Raw genomic sequence first — 14240 nt, forward strand, 5'->3', positions numbered from 1 at the left:
ATCCCGGTCAACCACAAACGGATTCACCGCCTACTGCAGGACTTCCACCTCTCCCTGAAGCGCGCTGTCCGGAGGCCCAAGCCCAACCCCCTGCTGCAGATTGTGCTCCTGGCGGGGGACAAGGCCGACCTCCGGGGTTTTCTGCTGAAGCAAAGGGAGCCTGAGCCCTTCGAGCTCCACAAGGCGTTTCCCTTCGGGAAAGCGGGTACACCGACTTCACCCTCCTGCCTTACCAGGGAGGGAAGGCCTGGTTCGTACCCATCTTGGGTCAGCCGCCTTGGCGGCTACGTTCCCCACAGGACGCGGACGGTGGTGGCCTTTGGCCTGGGCCCGTCCCCTTCGGCGGAGCTGGCTCTGAAGGCGTGGGAGGAGGCCAAGGCCTTTCTCCAGGCCCAGGTGGGGAGGTTCCCCAGGGCCCTGGTGCACCACGACCGTCAGCCGAAGGCTACGTTCCGGGGGGTCCTTTCCTGAGCCACGACTGGGTGGGGACGCTGCTGCTGAAGGACGGGCAGAGGCTTTCCTACAGCCTGATGGGGGCCAAGGGCGTCACGCGAAGCGTACATTTTCTCCGGTGGTGGAGAGCTTTTTTGCCCGGTTCAAGGGGGAGGGGAGAGACCAGTTTTTGGAGGCCAGAAGCCTTGGGGAGCTAAAGGAGGTGGTGAAGGAGCGCCTACGCTACTACCACGAGAGCCGGTTGCACTCGGGGCTCGGTTATCGGACGCCAAGGGAGGTGATGGAGGAGGCGCTGGGGCAAAGCACGCAGGACATCACACGGGAGGCAGGGTGAAAGTGTCTAAGTTTAGGGGGCTGGATCAGGGGATCTGGGACAAGGCCTCGCGTAGGGTCATGCCCCCTCTTTACCCTAAGGCCGTATAGCGGTCAAGTCTGAGGGACGGTGACCCCCGCAAACTCCGGGGAGCCCCTAGGTGTAGACTGGTGAGGAGAGCCTGGGCGATGAGGGGAGGGCTTGGGAAGGCTACGGTCCTACTGCTCTTGCTGGGGCTGGCGGCGTGTGCGGGAGGCCCCGCCGTTTCGCCCTTCACCGCCGGGTCGGTGGGCACGTGGAACCGGGAGGGCGAGCCGCCGGGCTTGGCCTTCATGGTGGCCGCCTCGCCCGTGGAGTGGGGCACGGTGCGGGTGATCCTGACCACCCCGGATCCCCAGGTGTTGCTGCGGAGCCTGGATGTGCGTCCCCTAGGCGGCTCGGGGCCTGTCTTCGGTTGGTGGGTGGACGGCCTAGCCCCGCGGCCGGGCACGTACCGCCTCGAGGCCTCCTTCCCGGGGGGCCGGTTCCTGAACCGTGAGATGCCGGTGGATCCGGCAACCCTGCTGCCGCTCGCGGAAAATCCCTCCCTTACCTTTGGCACCCGGGAGCTCGTCCTCCGCTGGGGAAGGGCGGTGGGGGCCGAGGCCTACTACGCCGAACTCTGGCGCCTCGGCGAGGGGGATCGGCCCGAGACCTCCTACTTTCTGCTCTTCACCCGGGCGTTGGAGATCCGGCTTGATGCGGGTACCGGCGGACTCTCGCTTCCTCCGGGCCGCTACCGCGCCCGGATCTTCGCCCTGAGCGCCGACCCCTACGACTTCGGCCACCTCCCGGACCGCCTCGCCCTCCCCTTCAACGTCTCTTCGGACTGGACACCCGTGGCCTCCTGGGGACTGCCCTAGACGCCGGGGAAGGAGAGGGCTTACTCCACCTCCAGGGCGAAGGGCGCGTAGCGGGCGACGGAGCCGTTGCTCACCTCAAAGCGCAAGCGGTAGACCCCAGGGGAGGCGGAAGAGGCGACCTCCACCTCGAGGTCCAGCCGCGCTTCCCCTTGCGCCCGGAAGGGGAGGCAGGCCTCTCCCCAGCCGATCCCTGGGGGAGGGGGGTTGCCCCGGTCGTCCCGGAGGCACACGACACCCCCGAAGGGGACCGAGGGGTAGTCGGAGACCACCCGGAGGGTGAAGAGGGCAGCTTTTCCCCTTTGGACCTTCTGGTAGGTGGGCTCGAGGTACACCTGGAAGGGGGGATCTGTGGCACCACCCCCGCAGGTCCAGCAGATGGGGCCAAGCTGGCCGCCACATCCCACGAGGAGGAAGAGGGTCAGCGAAGCCACCTTGGTGGCGAGGACCCACCGGCGCACGTTCCTTCCTCTTTACCTTTACCTTGCGGTCACCGGTCGTGTCAATCCTGTAGGGCCGCGTTTGCCCAGATATGCTCCCTCCACCTCCGAGCCCCAAAAGGCCCTGGTCAGCAAAGCTACCTTGAGGAAGGCGCTTTCGGGACCCTCCTTCCCTCGGTGTTCGCGAAAGAGAGCTTTCGCGAAAGAAGGCAGCGGCGGGCACCCCGAGGCAGATGCCGGGGGGCGAAAGCCCCCTGGCGCTCTTCCGCCTAGCTAAGGGAACCCCGAGGTTTTAACTGTGGAGCGGTCCGGACCTCCGCCCGCCTCCAACCAGAAGGGGCGGCTACGGAAGGCTTCCCTCGCCGGCTGCTCGTTCTGCTCCCGAGGCGTCCCCTACTCCCAGAGGCTCTTGACCCGAGGGTACTCCCTCAGGCGCTCGTCCTTGGTCACCAGCACCGCCCCAAGCCTCAGGGCCGTGGCCAAGATGAACCGGTCCGCCGGGTCCGGGTGGGGCAGGTCCAGGTAGGCCGCCTCCAGGGCCATCCCCGCGTCCAGGGGGACCACCCCGATCCCCCGCACCCGCAGACCCCGAGGAGGTAGAGAAATGCCGCAGAGGTGGTCGAGATCCGGTTTACCGCTCGGTCTAGCGCTCACCGTCTTGCTCAGCGCCTGCAGCTCGCTCCTCCAGGTGCCCTCCACCGTGGAGGTCGCCCTGGCCTTCCCCCAGGAGGTGCCCGCGGGGGAGGTGGCGAACGGCACCCTCACCGTGAGGGCCAGCGAGTTCAACGGCCAGGTGGCCCTCCGCATCCTCTCCCCGGAGGGCTTCACCCTTCTCTCCCCCACCTCCCTCACCGTGTCCAGCGGAGAAAGGCAGTACCCGGTGCAAGTCCGGGTGGAGAGGACGGTCTCCCCGGGAAGCTACGAGGTGGTGGTCCAGGTGGTGCCCCAGGGACAGGCCCCAAGGGAAGTGAGAGCCACCCTGAGGGTGGTGGCTCCTAGACCTCCCGACTTCACCCTCTCCCTCTCCCCCACCAGCCTCTCCGTCCAGCAGGGGTCCAGCGGCGCCACCACCCTCACCCTCACCCCGCAGAACGGCTTCACCGGGACGGTCTCCCTCTCCCTGGTGGACGGGAGCGGGAACCCCGTCTCCGGGATCACTCTCTCCCCCACCAGCGTGGCGGTCCCGGGCGGCGGCCCCGTCACCCAGACCCTCACGGTGAGCGTGGCCGCCAGCGTGTCCACCGGCACCTACGACTTGCAGGTCAGGGGCGCCTCGGGGAGCCTCACCCGGCAGGCGGCCCTGAGCCTGACGGTGAGCCCCCCGCCCGACTTCACCCTCGCCCTCGACCCCGGTTCCCTCGACCTTAGGGCGGGAGAGACGGCCACCTTCACCGCCACCCTCACCCCGAGGGGAGGCTTCCAGGGAGTGGTCCTCCTCTCCGTGAGGGCTCCCGGGTTCGCCCGCGTCTCCCCCGCCGAGACCGCGGTTAACCTCGCGGACGGGCCGAGGACGGCCACCTTCCAGGTGGAGGGGAGCGCCGAGGGAACGGGGGCCCTCGAGGTCAGGGCGGAGTCCGGGAGCCTGGCGAGGACCGCCACCCTTCCCCTCACCGTCCGCCCCTACGCCATAGAGGCCTCCGCCACCCCCGCCACGGGCTACGTGCCCCACGTCCCCCCCACCACCACCCTCACCCTCGCGGGCCGGGGCTACGCGGGCCTGGTCCAGGTGGCGGCCTCCGGGGGCTACACCGTTTCCCCCAACGTGGTGGAGGCCAGGGACGGGTCCCCCCAGACCTACACCCTCACCCTGACCCCGCCCGAGGGCGCCCCCTTCGGCGACCAGGAGGTGGCCCTCACCCTCACCACCACCGCGAGCGGCCCCAGGACCACCGTGAGGGTCCCCGTGACCCTCCAGGGCATCGCCCTGAGGATCACGGAGGTCACCCCCTACGACACCAACCCCAACACCTTCCACGTGGGGTTCGCTGTGGACCGCCTCGGAGGGTACGCCGGGACCCTGCGCCCGGAAGATTTCGCCTTCTACCAGGTCGACGGCCCCGCGTGCTCCTTCTTCTACAGCCCGCCGACGGGATTCCCTCACGAAGACTACTCCGCCGCGGTGGACCTGCGCTCCTGCCCCCCGGGGGACTACACCCTGGGGCTCCGGGCGGACAACGGCCAGGTGGCCGCCTCCACCACCTTCCGGGTGACGGTGGTGGCCCAAAGCCTCTCCGCCCGGGTGGAGCCCTCCAGCCTCACCGCCTACCAGGGGGGAGAAGCCCCCCTCACCCTGAGGCTCACCCCCTCGGGGGGACTCTCCGGCCTGGTGGCCCTGAGCCTCCTGGAAGGGGGTAGCCCCGTGTCCTGGGCCAGCCTCTCCCCGGGCTACCTCACCCTGGCCCCCAGCGGGGAGCAGTCCTTTCCCGTGAACCTGGACCTCTCCTCCACGGCTCCCCTGGGGGACCACGCCCTCACCCTGAAGCTGGTCCACAGCGCGGGGGAGACCGCCCTCCCCCTCTCCCTCGCCGTGAGAGCCCCCACCTTCTACGTCTCCCTCTCCCCCGCGAGCTTCACCCTCCGCCCCGGGGAAAGCGCCTCCACCGTCCTCAGCCTCACCACCGAGGGCGGCTTCACCGGGACGGTCTCCCTCTCCCTCACGGGGGCCTCGGGCTTCAGCCTCACCCCCTCCTCGGTGGACACCTCGGCCGAGAACTGGGGCCTCCTCCTGAGAAACGACAGCGCCTCCGCCCCCGGCACCTACAACCTGACCCTGGTGGCCACCTCGGGCTCCACCACCCGCACGGTCCCCATCACCGTCACCGTGCCGCCCCCACCCGACTTCCTGATCTCCCTCTCCCCCAGCGCCCTCACCGTAAACGCGGGCTCCAGCGGCGCCGCCACCCTCACCGTGACCCCGCAGGGGGGCTTCACCGGGACGGTCTCCCTCTCCCTGGTGGACGACGCCACGGGGAGCCCCGTCCCCGGGATTACCCTCTCCCCCACCAGCGTGACCGTCTCGGGCAGCTCCCCCCAGACCTTCGCCCTCACCGTGAGCGTGGACGCCGGCGTGGCGAGCGGCACCTACTACCTGCGCCTCCAGGCGGTCTCGGGCCCCATCGCCCGCGAGGCCCTCCTCAGGCTGACGGTGCCGTAGGCCTCCCAGGAAGGGAGGGGGCGGCCCGGGCCGCCCCCTCCCCCTTATGAGGGCGGGGAAGCCCCCGCTAGAATGGAGGCAAGATGGCACAGCGGAAGCTTCTCCTACCCCTCTTCCTCCTCCTCGCCCTCGGGGCCTGCACCCCGGGGACGCGGGAGGCGGCCCCCGAGCTCAGGCTCTCGGCCCAGGGCGCCCCCCGGGTCTTCCTCGGGGGGGAGGCGCCCCTGGCCCTGGAGGTCTCCCTCAGGGGCGGGCGAGAGGGCACCCTGTACGTCTTCCCCCTGGAGCCCCCCCAGGGCCTGACCTTTGAGATTCCCCCAGCCACCCTCCGCCCCGGGGAGACCGTTCGCCTGGAGGGGAGGGCGCGGGCCTCCCAGGACCTCGCCCCCGGGGAACACAGGGTGCGCCTCCGGGCCAAGGTCCTGGACCTCACCGCCGAGGCCGACCTCTCCCTGAGGGCCCTCGCCCCCTTCTCCCTGGAGGCCCCCTCCGAGCTCGGCCTCGCCCCCGGGGAGGAGGCCAGGCTCCAGGTGCGCCTCGTCCCCGGGGAGGGCTTCTCGGGCAAGGTGCGCCTGGAGGTGTCGGGGGCGGCCCGGGGCTCCCTGGAGGTGGACCTCTCCGGGCCCCAGGACCTCGCCCTCCCCCTCACCCTTCCCCAGGCCCTGACCCCCGGCCTCCACCAGGCCACCCTCGCCGCCTCCTGGGAGGGGTTCCGCCTGGAGAGGCCCCTCCTCCTGAGGGTGACGGCCCCGCCCCCCGACTTCCAGGTGTCCCTCACCCCCCAGAGCCTCCAGGTGGAGCGGGGGGGAACGCCCAGGCGGTCCTCACCCTCACCCCGCAAGGGGGCTTCACCGGGACGGTGAACCTCAGCCTGGTGGGCGCCCCCGATGGGGTCTCCCTCTCCCCCCAGAGCCTCCAGGTGACGGGCCCTGGCCCGGTGAACCAGACCCTCACCCTCTCCGCCTCCCCCGCCACCCCCACGGGCACCCACCGCCTCCTCCTCAGGGCCTCGGGGGGGGACGTGACCCGGGAGGCGGCCCTGGCCCTGGAGGTGCGGGACGCCCCGCCCCCGCCCGGCTTCGCCCTCTCCCTCTCCCCCGCAAGCCTCACCGTCCAGCGGGGAAACAGCGCCCAGACCACCCTGACCCTGGTCCCCCAGGGGGGCTTCGCCGGGAGGGTTTCCCTCTCCCTGGTGGGGGCTCCCTCTGGGATCACCCTCTCGCCCACGGAGGTGGAGGTCAGCGGATCCGCCCCCGTGAGCCAGACCCTCGCCCTCGAGGTGGCCCCCTCCGTGGGTCCGAGCGCCTACGCCCTGAAGGTCCGGGGCGTGGCGGGAGGCCTCGTCAGGGAGGCGGACCTCGCCCTCACCGTCACCGCCCCGCCCCCCGACTTCGCCCTCGCCCTCTCCCCCGGCGCCCTCACCGTGGCCCAGGGGGGTAGCGGCGCCACCACCCTCACCCTCACCCCGCAAGGGGGCTTCACCGGGACGGTGAACCTCAGCCTGGTGGGCGCCCCCGATGGGGTCTCCCTCTCCCCCCAGAGCGTGGCCGTTTCCGGCTCCACCCCCGTGGCCCAGCCCCTCACGGTGAGCGTGGCCTCGGGCGTGAACCCCGGCACCTACGCCCTGCGGGTCAGGGGCGCCTCGGGGAGCCTCGCGCGGGAGGCGGACCTCGCCCTCCGGGTGGTGGAGCCGGGGTACGCCCTCGTCCTCTCCCCCGCCTCCCCCAGGGCCCCCCAGGGGGGAAGCCTCCAGGTCCAGGTGCGCCTGGAGCGCCAGGGCTTCCCGGGCCCCGTGGCCCTCTCCCTGGAGGGGAGCGACCTCCTCTCCCAGAGCCCCGCCCCCGACCGCATCGCCTGGAGCTTCTCCCCCAACCCCGCCACGGGAGACGAGGCCACCCTGACCCTCCAGGTGGGGGGAAGCGTGCCCGCCGGGAGCTACGCCCTCGCCGTGCGGGGCAGGGCCCAGGACCTCGCCGACCGCACCGCCTCCCTCTCCCTCACCGTGACCCCGCCCCCCGACTTCCAGGTGTCCCTCTCCCCCTCCTCCCTGACCGTGGTCCAGGGGGGCCAGGCCCAGGCCACCCTCACCCTCACCCCGCAGGGGGGCTTCACCGGGACGGTCTCCCTCTCCCTGGCCCCGGGGCAGGACGGGGTGCCCGAGGGGCTCTCCCTCTCTCCCCCGAGCGTGGCGGTCCCGGGCGGCGGCTCCGTGACCCGGACCCTCACCCTCTCCGCCTCCTCCGCCACCCCCACGAGCACCTACCGCCTCAAGGTGCGGGGGGCGGCGGGGAGCCTGGTCCGGGAGGCGGACCTCACCCTCGCGGTGAACCCCGCGCCCGACTTCACCCTCTCCCCGCCCGACCCCGCCTCCCTCCAGGTGCCCCAGGGCGGACAGGCCTCCTTCCAGGCCACCCTGACCTCGCGGGGAGGCTTCTCCGGGACGGTCTCCCTCTCCTTGGTGGGGGCTCCCAGCGGGCTCGCCCTCTCCCCCACCAGCGTGAGCCTCTCCCCCGACGCCTCCCAGACGGTGCGCTTCACCCTCTCCGCCTCCTCCTCCACGCCCACCGGGACCCACAGCCTCACCCTGAGGGCGGCCTCCGGGAGCCTGGCGCGGACCCAGCCCCTCTCCGTGGAGGTCACCCCGCCCGCCACCCGCCTCCGGATGGACTACGAGTGGGGGCAGGTGCTCATGGACCGGGACCTCGCCCTCCTCGCGGGCAAGCGGGCCTTCCTCCGGGTCCACCTCACCGCCGACCCCCCCACTTCCCTGGCGAGGCCCCTGGCCGCCACCGCCTACAGCGGTTCCACCCGCCTCGGGGACCTCTCCTTCACCTGCCCCAACCCCATCCCCGCCACCACGGACCGGGCCAGGCTGGAGACCACCTGCTACGCCGAGCTCCCGGGGAGCTGGGTGGCCCCGGGCCTCCGGGTGGAGGTGCGGGCCGACCCCGAGGACCGCCTGAACAAGACCCCGGACAGCCTCACCTCCCTCACCCTCTCCCCCCGGGTGGAGGGGGAGGCCTGGAACCTCTGGGAGAACGTGGTGCGCATGCGGGACCCCGTGACGGAGGACACCGCCACCCTCTCGGGCACCCGCTGGGGGGACGCCACCGCCTTCCTCCCCCTGAAGGCCGTGCTGGTGAGGGACCGGGGGGTCTACACCTTCCCCCGCCGCTGGCGCTACACCTGGGAGGACTGGTTCGACTTCGCCGACGCCGTGGCCCAGATCGCCCGGGACGACCTGGGGGGAAGCCTGGACAGCGTGCACCACTACGCCGGGGTGGTCCCCGTGGTGCGGGCCCTCCCCGGGGAGACCTGGGTCGGGTCCCCCGTGGGCGGCATGGGAGTTGTTGGCTGGGGAATCCTGGTCTTCCTGCAGTCCCTGCCCGACGGGTCCATCTTCACCCACGAGCTCGGGCACAACCTCAGCCTCGAGCACGCCCCCTGCGGGGACCCGGGGATGCCCGACCCCAACTACCCCAACCCGGACGGCACCACCGGGACCTGGAACCTGGACCGCATGAACTTCAGCACGGGAGGCCCCCTGGTGCGCACCCCCGGGGACTACGACATCATGAGCTACTGCGGCCCCGCAGGAATCTCCCGCTACCACTACGAGAAGGCCAGGGCCTGGCTCACCGCCAACCCGCCCCAACCCTGGCCCTCCTACGCCTACCCCCTTCCCCAGGCGGTGGAGCCCTCCCCCCGCCGCCTCTTCGCCGCCTGGGTCCTCCCCGATGGCTCCCTCCGGGTCTACCCCTTGCGGGAGGGGAGGAGGGCCTCGGGGGAGCCCACCCCCTACCGCCTCCGGGCCCGGATAGGGGGGGAGGTCCTGGAGGTGCCCCTCCTGGGGCAGGTCTACAGGGCGGGGGAGGTGACCGCCCTCAGGCTGGAGGCCCTCCTCCCCGGGGAGCCCGAGGCCCTGGAGGTGGTGCGGGACGGGGAGGTCCTCCACCGGAGGGAGCGGGGCCTCGCCCCCCAGGCCGCCCCCGAGGCCCGGGTGCAGGAGGAGGGGACCCTCGCCCGCCTCACCTGGAGGGGCCTCCCCTACGCCACCCTGTACCACCTGGCCCCGGACGGGAGGAGGACCCTCCTCACCCAGTTCGCCGAAGGCGGGGAGATCGCCGTCTCCACCGAGGGCCTGCCCCCCGGGGGGAGCTTCCTGGTGGAGCTCTCGGACGGCCTCCGGGCGGCGAGGCTCACCCTGCCCCGGTGAGGCGGCCTCACCTCACCCGCCTGGCCTCCACCAGGACGGCGGGGGCGTAGGGGGAGAGGCGCGGGTAGGGCGGGTAGAGGGGCCGGTGCCGCACCTCCACCCCGAGGGGGGGCAGGAAGCCCAGGTAGGCCCCCTCCACCACCGCCTCCCTTCCCTCCGCCCGGTCCAGGAGGCTCCCCACCAGGGCCCGGTACCGCCCGGGGTGGAGGACCAGGGGCCCCTCGGCGAGAAGGGCCAGGGCCTCCCCCCGCGCGGGGAGGGCCTCCACCCGGCCCCCGGCGAGGACCAAGGGGACCTCCCCGGCCTCCCCGCCCTCCACCCGCAGGACCCCCGCCCGGAGGACCCCGGAGAAGACCCGCTCCACCACCCGCTTCCCGAGGAGGAGGGGCCTCCCGGGCCCCTCGGTGTAGAGGACCCGCCCGTCGGAGAGCCGCGCCTCCACTCCCCTCCCCCGCCTGGTCAGCCTCAGGGCGGCGAAGGGTCCGAGGTCGTACCCCCGGGGGAGGGAGAGGGAGGGGTAGGGGGCGGAGAGGTCCGCCACCGCCCCCCTGGGAGGGCGGAAGGGCGGGGAGACGTACCCCCCCTGGCACCCCCAGGGAGCGGGGCGGGCGCAGGGGGCGAGGAGGAGGGGGTGACGGAAGGAGGGGCGGCCCCGGGGGAGGCTTCCCAGGTAGAGGGGCCCCTCGGGGAGGCCGGAGAGGCCCCCGGGGGCCAGGACCAAGGCGGCGAAGTCCCCCACCCCCCGCGCGGGGTAGAGCCTGTACCGCAGGTGCCACCCCTCCCCCGTGGCGGCGAGGCGCAGGAAGACCCCCACCTCCAGAAGCCCCCCCAGGACGGGCCTGGCCCCCAGGGAGAGCCCCTGGGGGACGGGGAGGCACCCCCCGGGTCCGAGGACCGCCTGGAAGGGGGCCCTGGCGTCGCAGAGGAGGAGGGCCTCCTGGGGGGAGGGCTCCCCCGCGGAGCGGGCGAGGACCAGCCGGACCCGCTCCGCCCCCTCCAGGACGGCGGGGGGAGGGGAGGCCTCCCGCGTCCCGCACCCCGCGAGGAGGAGGGAGAGGGCCAGGGCTAGTACCGGGCGGTGATCCACAGGGTGTCCTCCGGCCCCAAGGTGACGGACACGCTGTCCCCGGTGAAGGTCTGGGGGGGAGAGCCCGGCCTGTCCACCCGGACGCTGAACCCGTTCTGGCACCCCGGGACCCGGTGGAAGAGGATCTGGTAGCTACCCGGGGGGAGGTGGTAGGAGTAGCTCCCATCCCGCACCTGCCCCGTGACCGGGGGGAGGGTGAAGTTCCACCAGGCGTAGTCGCTGGACCCCGGTCGCACGTAGACCGCGCCGTAGGAGCAGGACCCCCGGGAGAGGCTCACGTTCACGCGCGCGTCGTCCCGGTCCCAGCCGCTCCCCTGACGGCGCCAGAGCCGTATGTAGGCGAGGGGGTCGGAGGTGAGGGCCCGGGAACCCTGGGCGAGGGACACGGTTCCCCCGAACGAGCCGGGCGGGGAGCCGAGGGCGGAGAGCACGGGGTTGTAGCTGGCAAAAGGCCCCGCGGTGAAGGTGTAGGTGTACCCCGTGGAGGCGTAGAGGTCCAGGCCCCAAGCCGAGGAGACCTCCTGGTCCGACCCGCCCACGAAGCTGTTCCCGCCCATCAGGAATTTATCGTAGAGGGGGAGGGACGAGCCCCCGTCGCTGGCGTCGATATGCATTGCGAGGGACGGCCCCCCCGAGATCCACCCCAGGCTCTGGAGCAGGTAGGGCTGGTACCAGGCGTAGCTCTGGGGAGAGGGGACGTAGACCACCGTCAGCGTTCCCCCCGTCACGCGGTACCAGAGGGACCGCGCCTTGCGCACCACGGGGTAGTAGGTGGTCCCGCCCGCGGTGGCGTTCCCGAACTCCAGGGCGAAGCCGGGATACGCGTACGAGCCCGAGGAGAAGTCCCACGACCCGTAGTCCCGCTGGGCGCAGGCGAGCGTGGAGACGGGCGAGCCGCTGGTCCCGGGAGTGAGGGAGAGGGAGTCGGTAGCGATCTGGGTTTCGTTGCCACCACCGGTGACCCCGTAGCGCGTCACGGGCACGGTCACCCCCTGGCCGTTCAGGTTGCCGGGGAAGCAGAAGCGGACGGTGATGGAAGGGGTGCGGGACGGCATCGAGTACGTGGAAGCCCCGAGGTACAGGGTCCCTCCCGTCTCGGGCAGGTCGAAGGTGAAGTTCGACGTGGAGCCAGAAACCGGGGTACAGTTATCAGGGTAGTCGCAGGGGTAGAAGCGGTACCCGTTCACCTGTAAAAACCCGTTCCCGCTGGAGGCCCCGTGAACCCCGGGATAGGGCGCCGTCACGGTGTACCTCCCCACGGGGAGGTCGTAGGCCTGGACCCCCTGGGCGAGGCTTATGTGGTACCCCTGGTAGGTCCCCGACACGGGCCCCGAGAGGGTCACGGGGAAGGTGGTAGAGGGGTGGAGGACCCCGGACCAACCGAAGAGGATCTTGAGCCTGCCCGTGGCCTGCCTGGCGTACTGCACCCGCACCGTAGCGCCATCCCCTCCCTGGAGGGTGACGGGGCTCCCCGTCACCGTGGGGACGTAGGTGTCGCCCCCCGAGGTCACGGGGTTCGCCCTCACGGTGTAGGTCCCGGGGGGGACGCTGAAGGTCTGGGTGCTCCCCAGGGAGCGGTAGAGGGCGGTGGTGGAGTTGGGCCCGTAGACCTTCACGTCCCCCTGGACCCCCTGGGGCAGGCCCACCACCTCCACGGTGAGGGCGGCGGCGGCCGCGTAGTCCACGTAGACCGTGGTGGTCTGGTTCCTCTGGACCGTGGCGCTCTGGCTCGGGGGGCTCGGGTAGTAGGTGGCGGAACCCGCGCTCACCGCGAAAGCGTCCACGGAGTAGGTGTTGGAGGGGAGCGTGAGGTCCGTGGTCCCGGGGGCCGTGACCCGCTCGTTCACGAGGCCCCCCAGGCCCGTGACCCGCACGTCCGCCTGGGCCCCCTGGGGAAGCCCCCGCACCACCACCCTCAGGACGCCGGGCTGAAGCCGCTGGTAGTCCACCCCGACCTCCGCCACCCCCCCCTCGGGCACCGCCACGGAGGAGGCCGAGAGGAAGGCCTGGTAGTAGTCGCCCCCCGAGCGCACGTAGAGGGGCCTCACGGAGAGGCTGTAGGTCCCCGGGGAAACGGCCCGGTCGTAGGTGCCGCTCGCGGCGTAGGACAGGGAGCCCGAGCCCGCGCTCCCCCGGTAGGAGACTGCGCTCTCCCCGGCCCCCAGGGGGTAGTCCGTCACCGTGACCCGCAGGGTGCCCCCCGCCCTGGTGTAGGTCACCGTCACCGTGGCCCTCTCTCCCTCGGCCACCTGGGCGGGGCTTCCCTCCACGGTGGGGGCGTAGGTGGCCCCACCCACGGACACCGCCCCCGCGCTCACGGTATAGGTCCCGGGGGGGACGGAGAGGTCCTGGGAGGCGGTGAGGGTCCGGGAGAAGCCCCCGGGCCCCTCCACCCGCACGTCCGCCTCCGCCCCCTGGGGCAGGCCCAGCACCTGCACGGAGAGGGTGCCCCCCGAGGAGGGAGGCGGGACGGGGGGCCGGGAGCCGCAGGCCACCAGGGCCCGCACCCGCTCCGCCTGGGCGGGGTGGCCCAGGAAGGCGGCCACCCTCAGGTCCCGGTCCCCGATCCTGCCCCCGAGGAGGAGGTCCTCCAGGTAGAAGCCCTTGCCCCCGAGGACCAGGTAGGGGCTCAGGACGCCCCCGGGGAGGAGGCGCCCCTCGGGGTCCACCCGGGCCTCCCCATCCTCGGCGCGGTAGCGGGCGCTAACCTGGAAGGAGGAGAAGCCCGCCCCCACGAGCTCCCACGGGCCGTTTCCCTCGGAGAGGTAGAGGGCGTCGGCCCTGGTCCCCTGCGCCCCCGTGGCCCCGCCCAGGGCCAGGGCCACGGGGTAGAGGCGGTAGAGGTAGGCCATGCCCGCGAAGGGCGAGGCGCAGGAGGTCTCCAGGCGCCACTCGCTCCCCGCCTGCGTCAGGGCCGTCCGGGTGAGCACCGCCGCCTCCCCGGTGGCGGGGTCCAGGAGCAGGTAGAGGTCCCCATCGGCCCCCCCGGGGTCCTCGGGGAGGCGGTAGGCCGTGTCCCCCTTGGCCAGACCCAGGGGCACCCAGGGAGAGGTGTTCCAGCGCTGGTAGACCACCGTGGCCCCGTCCGCCTGGACCAGAAGCCCCGAGGGCCTGGCCTCGAGGCGCTGCCGCACGTACTCCAGGCCCTGGGAGAGCCCCTGGGCGGCCACGCCCTGCTCCACCACGTCCTTGGAGGCGAGCCAGCCCCGCACCAGGGACGTGGCGGCGAGATAGGCCAGGCCCGCTCCCAGGGCCAGAGCCACCAGAAGCTCTATCAGGGTAAGACCGTGTCTCCTCATGCTCTCACCTCACCTGGAAGCCGCCCTCCAGAGGAAGCCGTCCCACACCTGACAGCTCGTAGAGGCCACGGGGCACCGGAAGAGGGTCCAGTTGATGTAGGCCGAGGCCGCGCCCCCCGCCCCCGGGGTGGAAGCGGGGAAGGAGACGCTCTTGAGCTGCCAGTAGTACTCGTAGGTCACCCCCGAAACCGACTTGGTGTCCAGGTAGACCCGGAAGCCGGGGGAGGGGGTGTAGGTCAGAAGGGCGTTGGGGGGGACGGAGTGCCGCACGGCCGAACTGTAGACGCTACCGTAGGGGCTGCCCCCCCGCGTGAAGCTCTCCTGTCCCACGGTGAAGGTTACCTCCCCTCCCCTGCCGTCGTAGCCCGCTGATCCAGCC

Annotated in this window: 11 protein-coding genes; 6 read left to right on the forward strand and 5 right to left on the reverse strand. The window is 72.4% G+C overall.

What is annotated here, in order from left to right; genetic code table 11:
- Nucleotides 1–309 precede the first annotated feature (309 nt).
- The 3 genes from ACZ5RK_RS11295 to ACZ5RK_RS11305 all read left to right on the forward strand — a co-directional run bounded on the left by ACZ5RK_RS11295 (nt 310) and on the right by ACZ5RK_RS11305 (nt 1668).
- Nucleotides 310–471 carry a hypothetical protein gene (locus ACZ5RK_RS11295; protein ID WP_464910101.1) on the forward strand — a complete coding sequence of 54 codons (162 nt, stop codon included), beginning with the start codon at nt 310–312 and terminating at the stop codon, nt 469–471.
- A 103-nt stretch (nt 472–574) separates the two neighbouring features.
- On the forward strand, nt 575–787 hold the full coding sequence (locus ACZ5RK_RS11300) for an integrase core domain-containing protein (protein ID WP_464910102.1): 213 nt from the start codon (nt 575–577) through the stop codon (nt 785–787).
- Nucleotides 788–1089: 302 nt separating this feature from the next.
- Nucleotides 1090–1668, forward strand: a complete 579-nt coding sequence (locus ACZ5RK_RS11305; protein ID WP_464910103.1) for a hypothetical protein — start codon at nt 1090–1092, stop codon at nt 1666–1668.
- Nucleotides 1669–1688: 20 nt separating this feature from the next.
- Here the strand turns inward: ACZ5RK_RS11305 and ACZ5RK_RS11310 are convergent, their stop codons facing one another.
- Nucleotides 1689–2126: a hypothetical protein gene (locus ACZ5RK_RS11310; RefSeq protein WP_464910104.1), complete on the reverse strand. Its 438-nt coding sequence runs from the start codon at nt 2124–2126 to the stop codon at nt 1689–1691.
- Nucleotides 2127–2498: 372 nt separating this feature from the next.
- Nucleotides 2499–2684, reverse strand: coding sequence for a PIN domain-containing protein (locus ACZ5RK_RS11315; RefSeq protein ID WP_464910105.1), 186 nt, complete (start codon nt 2682–2684; stop codon nt 2499–2501).
- A gap of 121 nt (nt 2685–2805) precedes the next feature.
- Here ACZ5RK_RS11315 and ACZ5RK_RS11320 point away from each other — a divergent pair, with 121 nt between their 5' ends.
- From ACZ5RK_RS11320 to ACZ5RK_RS11330, 3 genes are all read left to right on the forward strand, one after another.
- Nucleotides 2806–5259 carry a COG1470 family protein gene (locus ACZ5RK_RS11320; protein ID WP_464910106.1) on the forward strand — a complete coding sequence of 818 codons (2454 nt, stop codon included), beginning with the start codon at nt 2806–2808 and terminating at the stop codon, nt 5257–5259.
- 83 nt (nt 5260–5342) lie between these two features.
- On the forward strand, nt 5343–6122 hold the full coding sequence (locus ACZ5RK_RS11325) for a COG1470 family protein (protein ID WP_464910107.1): 780 nt from the start codon (nt 5343–5345) through the stop codon (nt 6120–6122).
- Nucleotides 6119–9475 carry a M66 family metalloprotease gene (locus ACZ5RK_RS11330; protein ID WP_464910108.1) on the forward strand — a complete coding sequence of 1119 codons (3357 nt, stop codon included), beginning with the start codon at nt 6119–6121 and terminating at the stop codon, nt 9473–9475. Before ACZ5RK_RS11325 ends, ACZ5RK_RS11330 begins: the two co-directional genes overlap by 4 nt.
- A 7-nt stretch (nt 9476–9482) precedes the next feature.
- On the opposite strand, the gene ACZ5RK_RS11335 is transcribed toward ACZ5RK_RS11330, so the two are convergent.
- From ACZ5RK_RS11335 to ACZ5RK_RS11345, 3 genes are read right to left on the reverse strand one after another with little or no spacing between them, the layout of a single operon-like run.
- The gene (locus tag ACZ5RK_RS11335; RefSeq protein WP_464910109.1) at nt 9483–10562 is read right to left on the reverse strand and encodes a hypothetical protein; all 1080 of its coding nucleotides are present in this window, start codon (nt 10560–10562) and stop codon (nt 9483–9485) included.
- Nucleotides 10541–13861, reverse strand: a complete 3321-nt coding sequence (locus tag ACZ5RK_RS11340) for a pilus assembly FimT family protein (RefSeq protein ID WP_464910110.1) — start codon at nt 13859–13861, stop codon at nt 10541–10543. Before ACZ5RK_RS11340 ends, ACZ5RK_RS11335 begins: the two co-directional genes overlap by 22 nt.
- Before the next feature lie 9 nt (nt 13862–13870).
- Nucleotides 13871–14131 carry a hypothetical protein gene (locus ACZ5RK_RS11345; protein ID WP_464910111.1) on the reverse strand — a complete coding sequence of 87 codons (261 nt, stop codon included), beginning with the start codon at nt 14129–14131 and terminating at the stop codon, nt 13871–13873.
- Between the last annotated feature and the right edge of the window lie 109 nt (nt 14132–14240).

The organism is Thermus kawarayensis JCM 12314, from assembly GCF_055393575.1.

Coding starts and splice junctions, on each gene's coding strand:
- ACZ5RK_RS11325 (WP_464910107.1), top strand. CDS start 5,343: ATGGCACAGCGGAAGCTTCTCCTACCCCTCTTCCTCCTCCTCGCCCTC.
- ACZ5RK_RS11340 (WP_464910110.1), bottom strand. CDS start 13,861: ATGAGGAGACACGGTCTTACCCTGATAGAGCTTCTGGTGGCTCTGGCC.